The 19,552-nt window shown below is 46.1% G+C and carries 15 protein-coding genes; all 15 read right to left on the reverse strand.

The window, feature by feature from the left end; all coding sequences use genetic code 11:
- Window positions 1–11 precede the first annotated feature (11 nt).
- Complete coding sequence (gene ftsA, locus NYE25_RS13555; protein WP_042190844.1) at window positions 12–1,274, reverse strand: cell division protein FtsA; 1,263 nt, start codon at window positions 1,272–1,274, stop codon at window positions 12–14.
- Between the two features lie 344 nt (window positions 1,275–1,618).
- Window positions 1,619–2,389 carry a cell division protein FtsQ/DivIB gene (locus tag NYE25_RS13560; protein WP_042190846.1) on the reverse strand — a complete coding sequence of 257 codons (771 nt, stop codon included), beginning with the start codon at window positions 2,387–2,389 and terminating at the stop codon, window positions 1,619–1,621.
- Window positions 2,390–2,452: 63 nt separating this feature from the next.
- Window positions 2,453–3,736 (reverse strand): UDP-N-acetylglucosamine 1-carboxyvinyltransferase, encoded by a 1,284-nt coding sequence (gene murA / locus NYE25_RS13565; RefSeq protein ID WP_042190848.1) that lies wholly within the window; start codon window positions 3,734–3,736, stop codon window positions 2,453–2,455.
- 308 nt (window positions 3,737–4,044) lie between these two features.
- Window positions 4,045–5,157 carry an undecaprenyldiphospho-muramoylpentapeptide beta-N-acetylglucosaminyltransferase gene (gene murG / locus NYE25_RS13570; RefSeq protein ID WP_042190850.1) on the reverse strand — a complete coding sequence of 371 codons (1,113 nt, stop codon included), beginning with the start codon at window positions 5,155–5,157 and terminating at the stop codon, window positions 4,045–4,047.
- Between the two features lie 5 nt (window positions 5,158–5,162).
- Entirely contained in the window at window positions 5,163–6,260 is a 1,098-nt protein-coding gene (gene spoVE / locus NYE25_RS13575; protein ID WP_042130238.1) for a stage V sporulation protein E, read from the reverse strand.
- A 54-nt stretch (window positions 6,261–6,314) separates the two neighbouring features.
- Window positions 6,315–7,736, reverse strand: coding sequence for a UDP-N-acetylmuramoyl-L-alanine--D-glutamate ligase (gene murD, locus NYE25_RS13580; RefSeq protein WP_341146118.1), 1,422 nt, complete (start codon window positions 7,734–7,736; stop codon window positions 6,315–6,317).
- A 3-nt stretch (window positions 7,737–7,739) separates the two neighbouring features.
- Entirely contained in the window at window positions 7,740–8,705 is a 966-nt protein-coding gene (mraY, locus tag NYE25_RS13585) for a phospho-N-acetylmuramoyl-pentapeptide-transferase (protein WP_042190854.1), read from the reverse strand.
- Between the two features lie 21 nt (window positions 8,706–8,726).
- Window positions 8,727–10,130, reverse strand: coding sequence for a UDP-N-acetylmuramoyl-tripeptide--D-alanyl-D-alanine ligase (locus NYE25_RS13590; protein ID WP_341060295.1), 1,404 nt, complete (start codon window positions 10,128–10,130; stop codon window positions 8,727–8,729).
- Complete coding sequence (locus NYE25_RS13595; RefSeq protein ID WP_339243128.1) at window positions 10,130–11,617, reverse strand: UDP-N-acetylmuramoyl-L-alanyl-D-glutamate--2,6-diaminopimelate ligase; 1,488 nt, start codon at window positions 11,615–11,617, stop codon at window positions 10,130–10,132. Before NYE25_RS13595 ends, NYE25_RS13590 begins: the two co-directional genes overlap by 1 nt.
- A gap of 55 nt (window positions 11,618–11,672) precedes the next feature.
- Window positions 11,673–13,598: a stage V sporulation protein D gene (locus NYE25_RS13600; RefSeq protein ID WP_339797945.1), complete on the reverse strand. Its 1,926-nt coding sequence runs from the start codon at window positions 13,596–13,598 to the stop codon at window positions 11,673–11,675.
- An 80-nt stretch (window positions 13,599–13,678) separates the two neighbouring features.
- Window positions 13,679–15,910 carry a penicillin-binding transpeptidase domain-containing protein gene (locus tag NYE25_RS13605; protein ID WP_076299655.1) on the reverse strand — a complete coding sequence of 744 codons (2,232 nt, stop codon included), beginning with the start codon at window positions 15,908–15,910 and terminating at the stop codon, window positions 13,679–13,681.
- A gap of 45 nt (window positions 15,911–15,955) precedes the next feature.
- On the reverse strand, window positions 15,956–16,348 hold the full coding sequence (locus tag NYE25_RS13610) for a septum formation initiator family protein (RefSeq protein WP_076284765.1): 393 nt from the start codon (window positions 16,346–16,348) through the stop codon (window positions 15,956–15,958).
- A 23-nt stretch (window positions 16,349–16,371) separates the two neighbouring features.
- Entirely contained in the window at window positions 16,372–17,325 is a 954-nt protein-coding gene (gene rsmH, locus NYE25_RS13615; RefSeq protein ID WP_042190866.1) for a 16S rRNA (cytosine(1402)-N(4))-methyltransferase RsmH, read from the reverse strand.
- A gap of 36 nt (window positions 17,326–17,361) precedes the next feature.
- Entirely contained in the window at window positions 17,362–17,799 is a 438-nt protein-coding gene (gene mraZ / locus NYE25_RS13620) for a division/cell wall cluster transcriptional repressor MraZ (RefSeq protein ID WP_036683674.1), read from the reverse strand.
- 364 nt (window positions 17,800–18,163) lie between these two features.
- Window positions 18,164–19,435 carry an adenosylhomocysteinase gene (locus tag NYE25_RS13625; RefSeq protein ID WP_179085783.1) on the reverse strand — a complete coding sequence of 424 codons (1,272 nt, stop codon included), beginning with the start codon at window positions 19,433–19,435 and terminating at the stop codon, window positions 18,164–18,166.
- Window positions 19,436–19,552: the final 117 nt, after the last annotated feature.

Consider the following 19,552-nt stretch of genomic DNA (forward strand, 5'->3'; position numbering starts at 1 on the left):
TGGACTTACACTTATATAAACTCGCTGAACATGTTCTTTAGACGCTCGACAAACCCGGTCTTCTGAACCGTTTCCTGATTTGGAGTGGCGTTCTGCTTACTCCGGTTGACCGTCTTTTTGTTGCTGCTTCCACCACTGCTTCTTCCACGGAAGCTACGGACAACATTATGCAGGATACCAACACCTCCGGTAAACCCAGGGTCCCGTACACCGATATAATCCGGTACAGCGATGCGTACAGATGCAGCCAGTTCAGTCTGAGCCGCCTTTAATACGCCAGGCATCGAAACAGTTCCACCCGTTAATATATAACCTCCAGGTAGTTCACTGTAACCAAGCCGTTTCACTTCCTGTTTAATCAGATGGAAGATTTCTTGCACCCGTGGTTCGATAATTGCCGCTAAATCCTCTTGGTTAAATTCCTTCTCTACATTACTGCCAATGCGCAGCACCTTGAAGACAACGTCAGAGGCTGCATCGTCAATCCATGCGCAACCATACTTTAGCTTTACTTTCTCCGCTTGATCAGTAAGTGTACGTAGTCCGTATGCAATGTCATTAGTTACAAATTCTCCGCCGATCGGAATCGTAGAGGTTGCACAAAGGGAACTTTCTTCGTATATGGCTATCGTTGTCGACCCGGCCCCGATATCAACCAGAACAGATCCCATCGATTTCTCGTCTTTGGACAGCGCCAATCCACCAGCACCAAGAGACATCAGCACAAGATCCTTCACTTTCAGCCCTGATTTCTCAACACATCGTAGTAGATTATGTATTGGCGTCTTAGCACCCGTAATGATGGTTGCGTCCACTTCTAGACGAACACCAATCATCCCGCGCGGGTCCTGAATACCTTCGAGACCATCGACGATAAATTGTTTAGGAACAACATCAATCACTTCTCGCTCCGGAGGCATAGCGATGACTTCCGCAGCTTTAATAACGCGATCGATATCATCCTCACCGATTTCACGATCCTCATTCTGAACGGCCACGACACCGTGGCTGGATTGCAGGCCAATATGATTACCGGAAATGCCTACATAAACTTCTGATATTTGAATACCCACCATTTGCTCTGCATGATCTATAGCACTTTTGATCGATTGCACAGTTTGGTCGATATCTACAATCGCGCCTTTACGTATTCCTTCCGAATCAGCAGATCCAACGCCAATAATATTAAAGGTTCCATTGGTAACTTCCCCAATTATTGCCCGAACTTTGGATGTACCGATGTCCAAACTAACAATGATGTCATTGTTGCTCAAGTCCTATGGCACCTCCTGTTATAATCGAAATAATTTGCATAACCTTTTCCCGGTCCCGGGAAACTTCTCTGTACATATTCAACATACCTAACCCTTTCCCTCTTTTTTCTACAAATTTTTTGAACGGAATAATATTCCAACATCCCTAAATGTGATTAGTTACTCATAATTTTTTATAAGAATGATAATTATCACAAGAAATATATACCTATTCGGTTATTACTAACCATATATAAGATTATATTTCAAAAAAATCGAAGAAAAAAGAGGGATATAGCTTCTTGCCCGTAACTCCGATTGTAGCATTTTTTGAACTCTATTAGTAGGGACTATTTACCTCTACTCTACTCTTGCACATCTTTTTGCTCATCGCCCTTTTGCTCCTCACTTTCGACCTGAAAAGGAACATACGAGTCAGCTTCAAGCATCGTGATAAGTCCAGGCTCCTTTGTCTCTATTACCTGATTCAAGTATGACACTTTGCTCTTCAATAAAGAGATGGAAGTGATCACCTCGAAACGGGATCTAGTATAGAGCTTGATACGATCCGGAAATGACAAGGTTGGCGAGGGAACAATCTCAGAGATATCACTTGTCAATTCATTAGAAATGCTTCCAAGCGTTTGGCATAGGATAGCCTTATTAGGATCAGCTGGATCCCAGTTGGTTAATATAGGTTTCTCTACAGCAATACCAGTCTCATTAACAGTCACCGCTGCTCCACTCGACAGAATCGCCTTCAAGATGCCACCCTGTTCCAATTCATAGGCCACCGCAGGGAATTCTTCAATCTTCACTGTGATTACCCCGGGGAAATCCTTCTTTACGGCCACAGCCTTAACTGTCTTAAGCTCCAGCAGAGATTGTTCCACAGACTTCGTAGAAACGGCAAAGAATTGTCCACCTATATGAATTCCACTTTGCGAGAGTAATTCCTCACTAGTAGAATACTTGCTTCCCTGAAAATCTATCACTGTAATGTGACTAATAGACGATCTGAAAAAAATCACAGCAAGAAGCGCAGTGAACAGTAGCAGCAGGATCGCCGTAATCTTACGGCTCATTTTTTTCTTAGGCTTGTCCTCTTTAAGAAGAGGTAATCGGGTTGTTGTCATTCTCATATCTCCGTAATAAGGCCCTGTCTCCTTCCTTGGTAGAACTGAAGGAGACAGGGAGCTTTAATTGGCCAAATCAAGTGGATCCGGTACGGGTACCTTGCGGCTTATGCGCGCGCCAAGCTTCTGAAACAGCTTCTCTATTCCATCATACCCGCGGTCAATATGGTGTGCTTGCTCAACGACTGTAGTCCCTTGTGCAGCAAGCCCAGCAATAACCAGAGCCGCACCCGCACGCAAGTCAGTAGCTTCCACAGTAGCACCATACAATCTCTGAACGCCGCGAATAAACGCACGATTCAAATCAATAGAAATATCAGCGCCCATCCGCGCCATTTCTTCAACATGCTTGAATCGTCCCTCAAACACCGTCTCCTTGATTACACTGAAACCATCAGCGAGAGACAACAGCACCATGACCTGAGATTGCAGATCGGTTGGGAAAGAAGGATAAGGAGAAGTCACAATTCTCTCAACAGCACGTGGACGCCCCATACAACTGATATTAATTATATCATTGCACACTGTGATTTGAACACCAGCCCGCTTGAGCACATGAATAAGCGAAGTCAGATGCCCCGCATTGGCATGTGTCAAAGTCACATTCCCTCGTGTAGCTGCCGCAGCAATCATTACGGTTCCAGCCACAATCCGATCAGGTATCACCTCATACGTACAGGGATATAGGTTTTTCACCCCTTGAATTGTAATGGTGTCCGTACCTGCACCGATAATCTGAGCACCCATGCTATTTAGAAACTGCTGTAGGTCCTGTATCTCCGGCTCTCTCGCTGCCCCCGATATTGTTGTTGTTCCCTCTGCCTTTGCGGCAGCCATCATAATATTCTCCGTTGCTCCTACACTTGGATAGTCGAGATGAATATCACTCCCTATAAGCTTAGAACCCCGACAGAATATTCTTCCGTTGCTCTCCTCGATCTCCGCCCCTAACGCCTTAAGTCCCTGTAGATGAAGATCGATTTTACGCTCTCCGATCGCACAGCCCCCAGGCTGATAGATCGTTACCTCTCCAAATCTGGATAACAGCGGTCCCATTAGAAAAATGGAAGATCTCATCTGCCGCATTAAATCCTCAGGGATATGAGATGTCCCGACGGCAGACGTATCTATCGTCACCGTATCCTCTTGATGCACGCACCTGCAGCCCAGCCGATCTAGGATGTCTAGCATAGTCTCGATGTCCAGCAGCTTCGGCACATTATGCAGTGAGTGAACTCCTTCGGCCAGCAGGCTTGCCGCTAGAATCGGCAGCGCCGCATTTTTTGCTCCATGGATACGAATGGTGCCTGACAGGGGACTTCCACCCTCAATCACCAATTTGTCCAATGTATCACCTCCGAGATTACCGCTCACCCACCACAAACACTTCCGTTACAAGCTCATATGAAATGTACAAGTATAAACGTCTTCGGCGTCCTTTAGAAGGACGATAAGCGTTTAAGCGAGAAATATAAGGATAATGTATAACGTGAAACTTATACTTTCTTATATTTCAAGAATATCCTGCACTACATCTCAGGTTTGGAAGTGTCCTGGGTGATTGTCACGATTATAGGATTATCCTATGTTCGTTCCTCCAAGTGTGTGACAGAGAGCTGCCAATAAGGAAAATCCGTATGGAAAACGATGATATCTTAAGACTTCTTACCCGCAAGTCTTCGGAGCTCGCTTGTGATTACTGCTGCAGAATCTCTTTTGCCGAGTCGTTTGGAGGCCACGGACATCTGCTCACGCACGGCTTCAGTTCCGATGATTTTTTGAACCGCCTCATATAGTGCCGTGCCGTTTAAATCTTTCTCAAGCAGCACCACAGCAGCACCTTCACGTTCCAACTGTCTTGCATTCGCCTCCTGATGGTTATTCGTCACATTAGGAGATGGAATGAGTACAGAGGGAATACCCAGCGCTGTAATCTCAGCGAGAAAAGAGGCTCCCGCCCGATTAACGATCAAGGAGGTACAAGCCAACACCTCTGGCATATTATGAACGTAAGGAAGGACATGCAACCAGTTTGGTATGCTACCCAGCTTTTGACGCAATTCCGCCCGAGTCTCTTCGAAATAAGGTTCACCTGTAACATACACATAATGAACACCATTACCCTTACCCACTTTAGGGGCCATTTCAATCATGGCTCTATTAATAGCCTTAGCTCCCTGACTGCCACCAACCACCAAAACAACAGTACTGCCATCCGAAATCCCCAGCGATGCGAATCCACGTTGCGGACTTGCTGTAGTAACTGTTGTGGCACGTGGATTGCCAGTATAGATCACATTTTTGCTGCCCGGAAAAGAGGACTCTGTTCCTTCAAAGCTTACGGCAACTGTACTCGCATACCGACTCAGAAAGCGATTAGTTAGACCTGGTATGGCATTTTGTTCATGGATCAAAGTAGGGATGCCCAACCGGGATGCAGCATAAACGACTGGACCACACACATAACCGCCTGTTCCAATCACAACATCTGGTTTGAATTCTCTTAACATTTCTTTGGACGCCTTAACACCCTTCAAGAAACGCATCACGGTCTTGACATTGTCTATGGATAGCTTGCGCCGAAAACCAGTGATGTCAATAGATTTGAAAGGGATATTCTCTTGAGGAACAAGCTTGCTCTCTAAGCCACGCGTTCCACCAATATACAGGAAGGTAGATTTGCTATCTTCCAACTCCATTTGCCTAGCAACAGCGACCGCAGGATAGATATGTCCACCCGTGCCTCCGCCGCTTAATACGATACGCATCTCTTTCACCTCGCAAAACGGGATAAGTTCAATAGAATGCCAAGGGATGTTAGCATCAGTGTAAGTGAAGATCCGCCATAGCTAATCAGAGGAAGCGTGATGCCCGTTACAGGCATTAGACCAATAACAACACCAATATTAATAATGACTTGCACAGCCACCATACAGACGATGCCAACGGCCAGATAGCTTCCAAAACGGTCAGGTAGACTCATCGCCACCTTCATCCCGCGCCAGATTAGAATAAGAAATAGGATCAACACAGCCAAACCACCGATAAACCCCAGCTCCTCGGCCAATATAGAAAAAATAAAATCTGTTTGTGGCTCAGGTACATAGCTGTACTTCTGCCGACTCATTCCTAATCCAAGGCCACCGAGCCCACCAGGACCGATCGCATATAACGACTGAATGATCTGGTAGCCTGCACCAAGGGGGTCGGACCAAGGATCAAGAAAAGCGGTAATCCGCTGCAACCGGTAAGGCGCTGCTGCAATCAAAGCAACAAACCCTGCCGCACCAGCTACTCCAAGTGAAAGTAAATGCTTCATTCTAGCCCCTGCTGTGAAGACCATCATCAAGGCTGCACCAAACATGACGGTACCTGTACCCAAATCCGGCTGGAGCATGATCAGCGCGAAGGCTGACCCAATGAGCGCAAGTGGTGGGAGCAAGCCGCGTGTGAAGGAAGTGATGTCGTATTCCTCTTTTCCTAGCCAATTGGCTAAGAATAGAATCATCCCCATCTTCATGAATTCGGAAGGCTGGATCCCGAAGGAGCTAATTCCTAGCCAGCTGCGCGCTCCCCCGCGTACTACACCAATACCAGGGATAAGCACAATAACAAGTAAGAAAAAGCAGATCAGAAGTGCCGGCTTAGCCAGCTTTTTCAGCACCCTGTAATCGGTATTCGCCGTAACGAACATTGCGACTAATCCTAGTCCTGCAAACAAAAGCTGTCTTTTTACAAAGTAAAACGAATCTCCATAATTGCGGAAGCCCAGAACGGACCCGGCGCTGTACACCATCACCATGCCGATCACCAGCAAAGATAGAATAGGAATCAGCAACCAAATATCGGGAGCATGACGAGTTTTGTTCATCAGGAGCACACCTCTTGCATCCGTAGTAGGGATGGGGCTTATCCACCCCCCTACTTAAAGGTTATGCACCGCCTCTTTAAAAATACGCCCGCGCTCTTCATAGGATGTAAACATATCCCAACTTGCACAGGCAGGAGACAAAAGAACGATATCTCCTTCTTCCGCCAGAGCGGAAGCTTCCTGCACAGCTTGCTCAAGCACGGCAGCGGCACTCTCCCCATTATCGACGGAGATAATCTGCTTTAATCCTGCAAGCTGCGCTACATTCGTTAGCTTGTCCTTAGTTTCCCCTAACGCCACTAGCGCTTTAACACGTCCGCTCAGGACAGGCAGCAGTTCCAAATAATCGGAACCACGGTCTAATCCACCAGCGATCAGCACTACAGGGCGCTCAAAGGACGTTAATGCCATAATCGTCGCTTTGGAGTTTGTTGCTTTGGAGTTATTATAATAAGTGGCTCCAGCCTTATCAGCCACATACTCCAGCCGGTGCTCCACACCGCGAAATGAAGCAAGCACTTCACCCAATAAAGAGGGGTCCGCTCCAGCAGCAATGGCAATTCCACATGCAGCCAGTGCATTTCCCACATTGAACCGTCCCGGAATGCTAATGGAATCTACATCAGCAATGATTGTTTCTCGGTCTGCAGATTCGCGATAGATGATAAGGCGCTTCAGATCGTCATCTTGACCCGTAATATAGGATGGGCTAACAAACACACCATGAGTGAGCTCCTCGGACATAGAGAACGGAAGAATAGTAGCTTTCATATACGGCACAAGCTCCCGGCAAAAAGGATCGTCCCAGTTCAGCACAGCCGTATCCGTATCTACTTGATTGGCGAACAGCTTTGCTTTGGAATCGACATAATCCTTCATGCTCCCATGATAATCCAGGTGGGTCTCCGCAATATTCAACAAACAACCTATTTTGGGGCGGAAAGTCTCCGTACCTTTGAGCTGGAAGCTGCTGAGTTCGACCACCATCCAGTTATCCTCTGTAGCTTCTTGCGCAGCCTCACAGAGAGGCGTGCCAATGTTACCTGCAACAATCGGATTCTTACCTGCAGCGTCCAGCATTTGACCTACCCAGGTCGTCGTTGTCGTCTTGCCATTGGATCCCGTGATGCCAATCATCGGTGCTGCACAAAGACGGTAAGCAACCTCTACCTCTGTAACTACTTCAATGCCAAGCTCAAGAGCCTTTTGCACAGGAGGCGCAGAATAAGGAATGCCTGGATTCTTAATGACCAGACTTACACCTTCATGAATCAGTCCATCCGGATGCCCACCGCTTATAACACAAATTCCCAAAGATTCCAATTCGGAAGCTTCGGGACTTTGATCTCTTTCCTTTTTATCGTTCACCGTAACTACAGCGCCTCGATCATGCAGCACTTTAGCAACCTGGACACCGCTTTTTGCGAGCCCAAGAACCACAACTTCTTCACCATGATACATATCTGGATGTTTCATTCGCTACAACCCCTTGCTAATAAATAGTCCAACAGCGGCTAATATCAAGCTTACCGCCCAGAACGAAATTACCACACGCCATTCCGACCAGCCACCAAGTTCAAAATGATGGTGAATCGGGCTCATTCTGAATACACGTTTGCCACGGGTTTTGAAAGAAACTACCTGTATCACGACAGATAACATTTCCACCACAAACACACCGCCAATAATTAAAAACAGCAGTTCGCTCTTTGTGACAATGGCAATCGCACCTATCGCACCGCCAATACCAAATGAACCGGTATCTCCCATGAACACCTTAGCCGGATGGGCATTAAAGACCAGAAATCCAAGAACGGCCCCGATCATTGCCGCTGCACACACGCCAGCTGCAATTGACGTAGCCTGCATCGCTACAACAGCATAAGCTGCCAAAGCAATAGCACTTACACCAGACAGCAGACCATCTACTCCATCGGTAAAGTTAACAGCATTCGTTACTGCCATCATCATAATAATAATGAATGGATAGTAGAAAAAGCCGCCCCAGTCAAAGCTGAAATCAGTACCCGGAACGCTGATACTTGTGCTATGTCCTGCAGAAATCAGCAGACCGCACATCACAGCACCTACCAACAGCTGCCCGAACAATTTTTGACGCGCCGTAAGGCCCAAAGAACGCTTGAATACGATTTTGATATAATCATCCAAAAATCCGATCAGTCCAAAACCAAGCGTAGCCACTAGTAGTACGTAGAAATCGTTATTCACCACGGAAAATTTCAGATAAGCCAATGTAAAAGCCACGATGATTACGATACCGCCCATCGTCGGCGTTCCCGCTTTCTTTAAATGGGATTGCGGTCCGTCATCTCGCACCTGCTGTCCGAATTTCATCCTGCGCAGTAGCGGAATGAAGAGCGGAGCGGCAATGACCGCAAGGATAAAGGAAACAGCAATAGTCAATAACAATAGTTGATAATCCATGGGTGCACCCCCTCCATTTTTTTAGGTCTCTTTAATCTCTTTATTAAGGCTCTGAAGCACTTCCTCAAGCCTCATCCCTCTAGATCCTTTGAATAGTACAATATCCTTGGAGCTGCTTTTCTCGATAAGGACGGCTGTTAATTCTGACTTATCCGTAAAAGCCAGCACACGCTCGTTTCCGAATCTTTCCTTTGCAGCTTCTGCAATATGGACTGACAATGGACCATAGGTATATACAAAATCAGTCACTGCGGGGTCTAGGTAGTAGCCAATTTCTTTATGAAACTGTATCTCATCCGGCCCAAGTTCCAGCATGTCCCCCAGTACTGCGATTTTTTTGCCACTGCATTTCATAGTTTGAAGCACATCAATGGCCGCCTTCATAGAAGTCGGACTGGCATTATAAGCATCATTCAAAAGTGTAAGCCCGGAAGAAGTCCGAATCACTTCAATCCGCATGCCCGTCAACTTAAGATTACTTAACCCATTCTCTACATTTTGTTCTGTAATTCCAAAATGGCGAGCAACCGCTAGTGCAGCCAACGCGTTAACAACGTTATGCTGGCCTGGCAGCGGTAATGTAAAAGCATGTTCCTTATGAAGGCTTGACGTAAACGTCATACCACCACTATGGGACATCATCCCAGTCGGATAATCATCATTATCTCCGTTCAGGCCGAAACGGAAGGACACCATCCCCTCCGGAGCCTCAAAAGTGGACTCTTGCATTACCTCAGTCAGCAGCGGTTCATCACCGTTATAAATTAGCAGTCCATCTGGCTTTAGCCCTTCAACTATTTCCAGCTTGGCACGGGCGATTTCTTTGCGGGATCCCAGTTGCAGCAGATGTGACTCACCTACATTAGTAATGACTGCAACATCTGGTGCAGCCAAAGAAGCCAGCAGAGCAATTTCTCCCCGCGAGCTCATACCCATTTCAAGCACTGCAATCTCTGTATCCTCAGCCATGGATAGAATCGTGAGCGGAAGACCAATATGATTATTGAAGTTTCCTTCTGTCTTGTGCACCTTGTACTGCGTTTCGAGCAAGGCCATAATGATATCTTTTGTCGTTGTTTTGCCATTACTGCCCGTAACTGCGACAACCTTCGGAGCGACCTCATTTAAATACGCAGCGGACAGCTTCTGAAGCGCCTCTAGCGTATCTTCAACAATTATGACTCCGCCACCCTCAGGCGCAGGACCTTTATCACGCTGCCATAAGGTCCCTGCAGCACCAGCAGCCATAGCTGTAGCTGCATAATGATGACCGTCAAATTTGTCTCCCGTTAGAGGAACAAACAGGCAACCTGTAGTTATCTTACGGGAGTCAGTAACGACGCCCGTAAGTGGTATATTCATAGCTTCGGCAGCAGGAAGTTCCCCTGCGCACATCACAGCAATTTGTCCCAGTGTTCTTGTAATCAATAGCTTCGACCCCTTATAACTTCTTTAGCGACGATGCGGTCATCAAAATCGTGAACCACTCCGCCAATCAGTTGATAGGTCTCATGACCTTTCCCCGCAATCAATACTACATCGCCAGAGCTTGCCATTTCAATAGCCTTCCCAATTGCTTCTCGGCGATCAACAATCATATGATACCGGTCAGAGGTGACTCCATCCTCTACTAGTCCTGCTTCTATATCCTTCAGAATTAGCCCAGGGTCCTCCGTCCGAGGGTTGTCAGAGGTTACGAATATCATGTCGCTATATTTTGCAGCTATCTTACCCATTAAAGGACGTTTCGTGCGGTCTCTGTCTCCTCCGCAGCCAAACACAGTAAGCACTTTACCTGTAGCAAATTCGCAGACCGTTCTTAATACATTTTCCAGCCCGTCTGGTGTATGTGCATAGTCAACGATAACGGCATATTCTTGCCCCTCATCTACTGACTCTACCCGTCCAGCTACCCCATCAATCGCCTCAAGACTAGTCTTGATATCTGACAGTGACACATCCTCCAACAACGCTGCCGTAATCGCCGCAAGTGCATTATAGACATTGAACTTACCAACCATACGAAGCGAAATGTCCGTCTCACCCTTAAACGTATCTACATGGAAAAAAGTTCCTTTTGCAGTGATCGAGATTTGCGAAGCTCGGACATTAGCGTTGTTATCAATGCCATATGTAATCACTTCCGCTGCAGTTTGGGTTGCAAAATAGTGGCTCGCCTCATCATCAGCATTAAGCACCGCATATTTGCGTTCTTCTTTCCAAGGAGAGATCACATTTCCTAGTCTAGAGAAGAATAGACCTTTAACCGCCCGATACTCCTCCATTGTATGATGATAATCCAGATGATCCTGGGTTAAGTTCGTAAATATTGCTGTACGGAAGTCCGCACCCTTCACACGTCCTTGCTGAAGCGCATGGGAGGAGACTTCCATGACGCAACATTCCACACCTTTGGAGGCCATATCATGAAGCGAGCGCTGCAGATCTAGCGATTCTGGAGTGGTCCCTGACATAGGGTAGCTTTTGCCGTCATAGCGCATTTGAATGGTCCCAATCAGACCCGTCTTCATATTCTGGTCTTGCATAATTCGCTCAATAAGATAAGTCGTAGTTGTCTTCCCGTTTGTACCCGTAACCCCGATCATTCTCATTCGGCTGCTAGGTGAGCCAAAGAATGCATTCGACATGACAGACATCGCAAAACGGCAGTCATCCACAACGATCTGTGGGATATCAAGCTCTAGCTTATGCTCACATACGATAGCAGATGCTCCAGAGGCTACGGCTTGCGGCGCAAATTTATGTCCATCTACAGTGTGACCCGGTAAACAGATAAACAGATCACCCGGACTTACACGGCGGGAATCCGTCTGAAGATCAGTAATCTCCACCTCCCCGTCCCCATATAGACGCGAAGTGGCAAGACAAGCAGATAATTCATTAACTTTCATAGTAATCCCTCACTCTACATTTTCGGATACAAACTGAACCCTTATACCTTTATCATTATTCACTAGAAGCTCCCATATAAATCCTGATGGTTGAGCCCTGTTCTACTCTTGCCCCAGCTTTCGGAGCCTGATTGATGACCGTATTGCCAGAGCCTGAACGCGCCAGATTAAAATTCATATTTAAATCCTCATAGATATCTTGTACGGTTGCACCTGTAAGGTCAGGCACGGTCACAATCGGAGTTTCACCATACTTATAAGTTTTTGGAAGCTGATCACTGCGCTCAGGAACCTTCATATAGTGCAGCGAGTCTTCCAAAATATTTTGCACGATTGGAGCTGCAACTACACCCCCAAATTGAATCCCTTTCGGATTATCCACTGCAGTGTAGACAACGATCTGCGGATCATCCGCCGGCGCAAAGCCAATAAAAGAAACAATGTGCTCTGTCGGAGAATAACGTCCATTTATAACCTTCTGTGCAGTACCCGTCTTGCCACCTACACGATAGCCGTCGATAAAAGCCGGCCGTCCCGTGCCTTTGGCAACCACGCTCTCAAGTGCTGCCCGCACCTTCTTGGATGTCTCCTCCGAAATGACCTGCCGCACAAGCTCAGGCTTCACCTCTGATACAGTCTCTCCCGTTTCCGGATTAACCCATGATTTTGTTACATGTGGTTTATAGAGATTGCCACCATTGATAGCCGCGGATACCGCAGCAATCTGCTGGATAGGTGTAACCGAGACCCCTTGGCCGAAGGCCGTAGTCGAAAGCTCCACCGGACCAACTTGACTAAGCTTGAACAGAATCCCATTAGATTCTCCGTTTAGATCAATTCCTGTTTTGCTGCCGAAACCAAAATCACGAATATATTTGAAGAGGGTTTCTTTGCCCAGCCGTTGCCCAAGAGCAACAAAACCAGGGTTACAGGAGTTCTCAACCACCTGAAGGAAGGTTTGGCTGCCATGGCCGCCTTTTTTCCAACAGCGCAGCTTCGCACCCGCCACTTCGATAAACCCAGGATCATAGAAATGATCATTTTGCAGGTCTACCTTACCTTCTTGCAGTGCTGCAGCAAGTGTGATGATTTTGAACGTCGAACCAGGCTCGTAGGTCATCCAAATGGGCAAATTCCGATTATAGATCTGCGGATCATATTCCTTATATAAACCCGGTTCATAACCCGGTCTACTAGCCATGGCCAGAATTTCACCATTCTTCGGATTCATCGCTATAGCCCAAGCACCCTGCGCCTGATATTTTACCATAGCTTGATCCAGCTCACGTTCCATAATGGATTGAATCTGTTTATCAATCGTCAATTGCAGATTAAGTCCATCCTGAGGGGCAGAATATTTCTCCGATGATCCAGGCATGAGTCTTCCACCTGCGTCAGACAAATACGAAATATTGCCTGCTATTCCTTTAAGTAAATTATCGTATATGTTCTCGACCCCGGTAATTCCTTGGTTATCAATACCTGTAAAGCCTAGTATATGCGCGGCAAGATCGCCGTACGGATAATATCTTTTGCTATCCTCAGCGACAACGATGCCCGGCAACTGCAAATCACGGATGCTCGCGGCAAGTTCCATCGTAATTTTGCGGCCGCCGGGCTGTAGTTTCACCGACATTGATTTTTTAGTCAGCAAGCTCATCAGCTTCTCCTCGGTCATCCCAAGCAGAGGCGCCAATTGCTGCGCTGTCTTTTGCTTCTCCTTCACCTGCACAGGCACCGCATAAACCGTAGGCGTACTGATATTATAGGCCAGCGGTATACCTTCACGATCCAAAATTTCACCACGCTTGGCTGTAAAAGGAATATTGCGGCGCAAGGAATCTTCTACCTTGTCACTTAATTTCTCGCCTTGGGATAATTGCACAAAGCCAAGACGCACGACCAGCGAACCGAATAACACTGCCAGTCCCAGCAGCGTCCACAACATTCTCCGCCGTGTTACGACCTTCGAAACTTTCATTCCGTTCTCCCCCGCTTTCACCTATAGACATGAGCTCTTATCTTCATGACTATTCGGGACAAACAGGGGTTAGAACAAGCCTATGGCCCACTCTCCGATTCCGTACCCTCATCAGCAGTCGAAGTTGTAGGATCCTCTTCACTCTTATCATTTAATGGTTTCAGCTTCAAAGTAACCAATGTTTTGCCGTTCTTTGTTCCTTCAATCTGTTCCGAGACATATCCTTCGCCTTCTACCGCAATCTCCACTTTTAGAAGTGTTAGAATCTCAAGCGCATCACGCAGCGACTCTCCTTGTAATTTTGGAATGGTAGGCTTGTCCCCTTGCTTGCTTAATAGGTATATACGCTGTCCTTGAGCAAGCTTCGTTCCAGCCTCTGGATATTGGGTTTCCACAGAAGCTTCTTCACCGACCACTTCAAAATCAAATCCTTGATCCAGAAGTGTCTCTCTTGCTTCTTTCATCGTTTTGCCCATCAGATCAGGTGTGGTCCGGAGCACAGGCGCTTCAGATTCAACTGTTTTTTTACTATCCTTATCGCTAGTTTCAGTCGCTAACTTTGGAACTCCCATGTATTGCAGAGACTGAGATACGATTTCTTTAAATACAGGAGCTGCAGCTTTACCGCCGCCAACCTCAACGTTCGGTTCATCAATAATAACAATAACAGCGATCTTTGGATCATTCACAGGCGCATAACCAATAAAGGAGACCAGTACTTTGGACTTCACGTAGTCCTTACCTTCAACCTTGATAGCCGTTCCTGTCTTACCTGCGACACGGTAACCTTCTATGTGAGCGTTGCGTCCTGTACCTTTGACTTGGTCGGCAACTACCTGCTCCAAGTATTCACCGGTTTTCTTGGCGCTTGCCTCATCAATCACCTGACGCACTACACTAGGCTGAGTAACCTTAGTGTCACCGGTGTTTGGGTCCGTAACCTCTTTTACCACATATGGAGTCATCAGTTTCCCACCATTGGCGATAGCAGATACAGCAACCAATTGTTGAAGCGGGGTAACTAGCACTTTACCATGCCCATATGCAAGTGTAGCAATTTCGATAGGACGTCCAAGGTTAGGGTTAACGACCCCACTGGCTTCCCCTGGCAAATCGATTCCTGTCTTCCCATTAAAGCCAAAATCATCAATATACTGTAAAAGTCTATCTTGTCCGAGCATTTCATAAAGTTTTACAAAAAGAACGTTACTAGACCGCTTCACACCTTCCAGGAAACTGATTTGCCCCCAGCCGGCACGATTAATATCATGTAATGCCTTACTGTATCCCTTAATTCTGATAGATCCTGACAGAAATGTAGCTACGGGATCAAAAAGCTTCTCTTCTACAGCTGCAGCAAGTGTTACAATTTTGAAGGTCGAACCGGGCTCATAAGTTGATTTGATAGCATGATTGTAGAAACCCGCTGCATCAGCACCCGTATCCATATATTTATTAGGATCAAAGGTAGGCATATTCGCCATCCCCAAAATCTCCATCGTATTCGGATCAGCAGCAATGACACTCATACTTTTCGGCTTATATTGCGCATATGCCTTTTCCATGGCCGCTTGTATATATTGCTGGATTGTACTGTCGATTGTAAGCTTGAAATTACTTCCATTTACTACAGGTTTATAGGTATCTTTTGAATCCGGCAGCTTAACCCCTTGACCGTCACTTTGATAAAGCAGCTTGCCATCGGCTCCCTTAAGCTGTTCATCCAGGGATTTTTCCAGACCCATAATCGCCTTGCCATCTCGATCTGTATAGCCTAATATATGCGCAGCAAGCGAACCCTTAGGGTAATATCGTTTCTGCTCTCTAACAAGACCAATCCCAGTCTCTTGAATTTTATGCTCTTTACCTAGGGCTACATAAAATTCTTTCACCTTATCCGCAAGTTCCTGATCGATCTTCCAGCCTTCGTTACGAACCTCACGATTCTTGAGGTATTTACCGTTCTCGTCTTTCGCTTCAACCAGTTTCCGCAGCTCATCTTCTGGCTTGCCGAGTAGCTCATGCAATCCCTTGACGACCTCATCACCAATTCCCTTTTCAGCAATGACTGCCGGGTTTACAACCACAGTATAAGCAGGGACATCACTTGCGAGCACACTCCCATTACGGTCAGAAATCGTTCCTCGCTCTGCTTTGATAGTCGAAGTGTGCGCCCAAAGTGTAGCAGCCTTTTCTTGCCATTCTGAGCCCTCCATTACTTGAATCCAGAACACTCTAGCTATCAAAACAAGAAAAAAGAGGGTAATACACCCTCCTATAAACAGCGTGCGAAGTTTTATTCTCTTTACCATAAGCGAACCTCACAATTTTTTTATTGCGATCTTGCCAATCGCTCACTAATTATCGCCTTCTGTCGATATCGGATTCGCCGGAATAAAGATTGTAGCATTTTCATCCGGTGCTACGTATCCAAGATCCTTTGCCTTTTGGGCAACCTTCTGCTCCAAGTTCTGCTTCTCCATCTCAAACGTGGAAATTTGCTTCTTAGCAGTCGCTATATCCTTATCTAATTTCTGGGCCTGCAAGTTCAAATCATAAATATGAACGTAACGTGAAATCAGGGTGATAGCCACCAAAACGCATACTCCTAGCGTCAGCATATACAAAAGTTTCTCTTGCAGCGGAAGTACTCTTCGTTTGGTAACTACTTTTGTCTTCTCGCGGTAAAGGGGGTTTACCTCTTCTTTTCTTTTGGGCTGAACTGCTAAATTGCCGCGGGTATAGGCCATCTCTGACTCTCCTTTATCGTCAATTACAATTTTTCTGCAATGCGCAGCTTAGCTGAACGGGCTCGAGTATTAAGCTCAAGCTCTTCTTCAGAAGGCACAAGCGGTTTGCGGTTGATTAACTTAAGCGTGCCTTTCGCGCCACATACACAAAACGGAAAGTCAGGCGGGCATGTACATCTGCTTAAATAGCTGCTTAGTATTTGCTTGCAAATTCGGTCCTCGAGTGAATGAAAAGTGATAACGGATACTCTACCTTCTGGTGCAAGGCAACGTACTGCGCTATGTAATCCTTCTTCAAAAGCACCCAACTCGTCGTTTACAGCAATCCGTAAACCTTGAAAGCTACGTTTAGCGGGGTGTCCTCCCGTTCTTCGTGCAGCCGCCGGAATACCTTCCTTGATAAGCTCAGCTAATTCTCCTGTGGTCTCCACAGGACTTTCTTCTCTTCTGTCTACAATTTTCTTAGCAATTCTCCGCGAGAACTTCTCTTCTCCATATTGGAAAAGCACACGGGCAATCTCCTGCTCAGACCACGTATTCACAATATCAGCAGCCGTTAATAGCGCCGTCTGATCCATTCGCATGTCCAGCGGAGCATCATGATTGTAACTAAATCCGCGTTCTCCCTCATCAAACTGGGGAGAGGATACGCCAAGATCAAAGAGGACCCCATCCACTTGGGGAATGCCATCTTTTTGTGGTACAAAGGGCACATCCTTAAGTACACTCTCCAGATCACGGAAATTGGTCTTAATGAGTACAACCTTGTCTCCGTATTCAGCTAGTCTTTCTTTTGCGTTCTCCAGAGCCCAATCATCTTGATCCAAACAGATTAATCGGCCTTCGCCGCTAAGTTTGGAAGCAATTAGTGCGCTGTGGCCTGCTCCACCGAGAGTGCAATCTACATAGATTCCGTCTTTTTTGATGTGCAGCCCTTCTGTCGCTTCTTCTTTAAGCACCGTGATGTGGTGAAACAAGCTGCATCCCTCCAGGACAGTATTCGATATTGTGTTTTATAGATCAAAATTGAAATCCACCAATTTTTCGGCAATTTCGTTGAACGATTCCTCGGACTGTTCGAAGTACTGCTCCCATAGCTCTTTGTTCCAGATTTCCACCCGGTTCGAAACGCCCAGAATAACACAGTCTTTGTCCAGTTTGGCATACTGCCTTAAATTGGCCGGCAGATTTACCCTTCCCTGTTTATCCCATACACATTCTGTTGCGCCTGAGAAAAAAAAGCGACTGAATGCACGGGCATCTGATTTCATCAGTGAAAGGCTTTTTAGCTTTTGTTCCATGATTGCCCATTCTTCCATGGGATAAACAAATAAACAGGAGTCTAGACCACGGGTCGTCACAAAGGAGGTTCCAAGCAATTCACGGAGTTTAGCCGGAATAATAATTCGGCCTTTGTCGTCAATGCTGTGTTGATACTCTCCCATGAACATCCTTTTTCCCACCCCTAATCCCCGAATCCCCACTTTACCCCACTTTTCACCACTTAAGCATAATAGATTCGCCATTAAAAATCAAAAACCTTTTTCTGGTGAAAGGAATTTTTTGCTAAATCAGATGGATCGTTACCCAAAAAACATTTCGCCACAGAAAAAAGCCATACAATCGGAATCTTGTCCGCTGCATGGCTTTTCAAGCATAAACGTCTTCGGTGTCCTTATAAGGACGCCGAAGCGTTTAAGCGAGAAATATAAGGATAATGTATAGCGTAAAACTTATACTCTCTTATATTTTACAAAAGTTGCTTCAGTTCAAGGTACACTTGGTTAATATACTTTATTGTTGTGCGTTCCGTAATTAATCGTTCAGATTCCAGCTGTCCAAATAATCCACTTGTGCTGGAGTCAGACTATCAATGTTAATGCCCAGACTTTGCAGCTTGTAGCGTGCTACCTGCTCATCCAGCTCGTAAGGAACATTCTCAACTTTTACGCCGATGCTCTTATAATTATCATTTACATATTTCAACGACAGCGCTTGTAGCGCAAAGGTCGTATCCATAATTTCGGCAGGGTGTCCATCCGCAGCACCCAGATTTACAAGTCTGCCTTCTGCAAGCAGATATAGTTTACGTCCGTCGTGAAGCTGGTACTCTTCGATATTTTTGCGAACAGTACGCTGAGATACGGATCTTTCAGACAATTCAGGCTTATTCACTTCAACGTCGAAATGACCTGCATTGCACATAATTGCGCCATCCTTCATCACATCATAATGTTCACCGCGAATGACATAACGATTACCAGTTACTGTAACGAAGAAATCACCAACCTTAGCAGCTTCCAGCATAGGCATAACTTCGAAACCGTCCATATGTGCTTCAACGGCTTTAATAGCATCCACTTCTGTGACAACCACTTTTGCGCCCAAACCTTTGGCACGCATAGCAACACCTTTACCGCACCAGCCGTATCCGACAACAACTACGGTTTTGCCCGCAACGATCAGGTTGGTTGTTCGAATAATTCCATCCCATGCGGATTGGCCTGTGCCATAGCGGTTATCAAACAAATATTTGCAATAAGCATCATTTACTGCGACCATTGGGAACTTCAACACACCTTGCTTTTGAAGAGCTTTTAGACGAATGATGCCGGTTGTTGTTTCTTCAGCACCCCCACGAATATTCTCCATTAGATCAGGACGCTCCGAATGCAGCAATGTAGCAAAATCCCCACCATCATCAATAATCAAATCCGGTTTGCTTTCCAGCGCCTTGATATTAAGGGCTTTGAACTCTTCAGGTGACGGGTTGTATTTAGCAAATACGGTAATTCCGTCCTCTACAAGCGCCGCACATACATCATCCTGTGTAGACAGTGGATTCGATCCAGTAATGGTTACTTCTGCACCGCCTGCTTTGACTACCTTCGCCAGATAAGCGGTTTTAGCTTCCAAATGAAGTGTAATAGATACTTTTAGTCCTTTGAATGGCTGTTCAGCTTCGAACTGCTCACGGATACGGTTCAATACCGGCATATGTTGACGAACCCAGTCGATTTTCAAATGACCTTCGGGTGCGAGTGACATATCAGCCACGATACTATTTTGTTTTGATGAACTCATAATGAAACCTCCTAAAAGTTTTGTGAGCGTTACTACATTGAATCTACTTCGTACAAAACTTGCTTCGTAAGCATACGCTTTGTTTTATGGAGCGATACTTCTATGTTTTACTTCGCAGTA

The organism is Paenibacillus sp. FSL E2-8871 (assembly GCF_038000345.1).
In the GTDB taxonomy this organism is placed as follows: Bacteria; Bacillota; Bacilli; order Paenibacillales; family Paenibacillaceae; genus Paenibacillus_AQ.

What these genes read in the sequence shown, in the direction of transcription:
- mraZ (WP_036683674.1), bottom strand. Translation starts at nt 17,799, where the DNA reads ATGTTCATGGGAGAGTATCAACACAGCATTGACGACAAAGGCCGAATT.
- spoVE (WP_042130238.1), bottom strand. Translation starts at nt 6,260, where the DNA reads ATGAACAAAACTCGTCATGCTCCCGATATTTGGTTGCTGATTCCTATT.
- NYE25_RS13560 (WP_042190846.1), bottom strand. Translation starts at nt 2,389, where the DNA reads ATGACAACAACCCGATTACCTCTTCTTAAAGAGGACAAGCCTAAGAAA.
- NYE25_RS13595 (WP_339243128.1), bottom strand. Translation starts at nt 11,617, where the DNA reads ATGAAAGTTAATGAATTATCTGCTTGTCTTGCCACTTCGCGTCTATAT.
- mraY (WP_042190854.1), bottom strand. Translation starts at nt 8,705, where the DNA reads ATGGATTATCAACTATTGTTATTGACTATTGCTGTTTCCTTTATCCTT.
- NYE25_RS13610 (WP_076284765.1), bottom strand. Translation starts at nt 16,348, where the DNA reads ATGGCCTATACCCGCGGCAATTTAGCAGTTCAGCCCAAAAGAAAAGAA.
- NYE25_RS13600 (WP_339797945.1), bottom strand. Translation starts at nt 13,598, where the DNA reads ATGAAAGTTTCGAAGGTCGTAACACGGCGGAGAATGTTGTGGACGCTG.
- murG (WP_042190850.1), bottom strand. Translation starts at nt 5,157, where the DNA reads ATGCGTATCGTATTAAGCGGCGGAGGCACGGGTGGACATATCTATCCT.
- NYE25_RS13605 (WP_076299655.1), bottom strand. Translation starts at nt 15,910, where the DNA reads ATGGTAAAGAGAATAAAACTTCGCACGCTGTTTATAGGAGGGTGTATT.
- murD (WP_341146118.1), bottom strand. Translation starts at nt 7,736, where the DNA reads ATGAAACATCCAGATATGTATCATGGTGAAGAAGTTGTGGTTCTTGGG.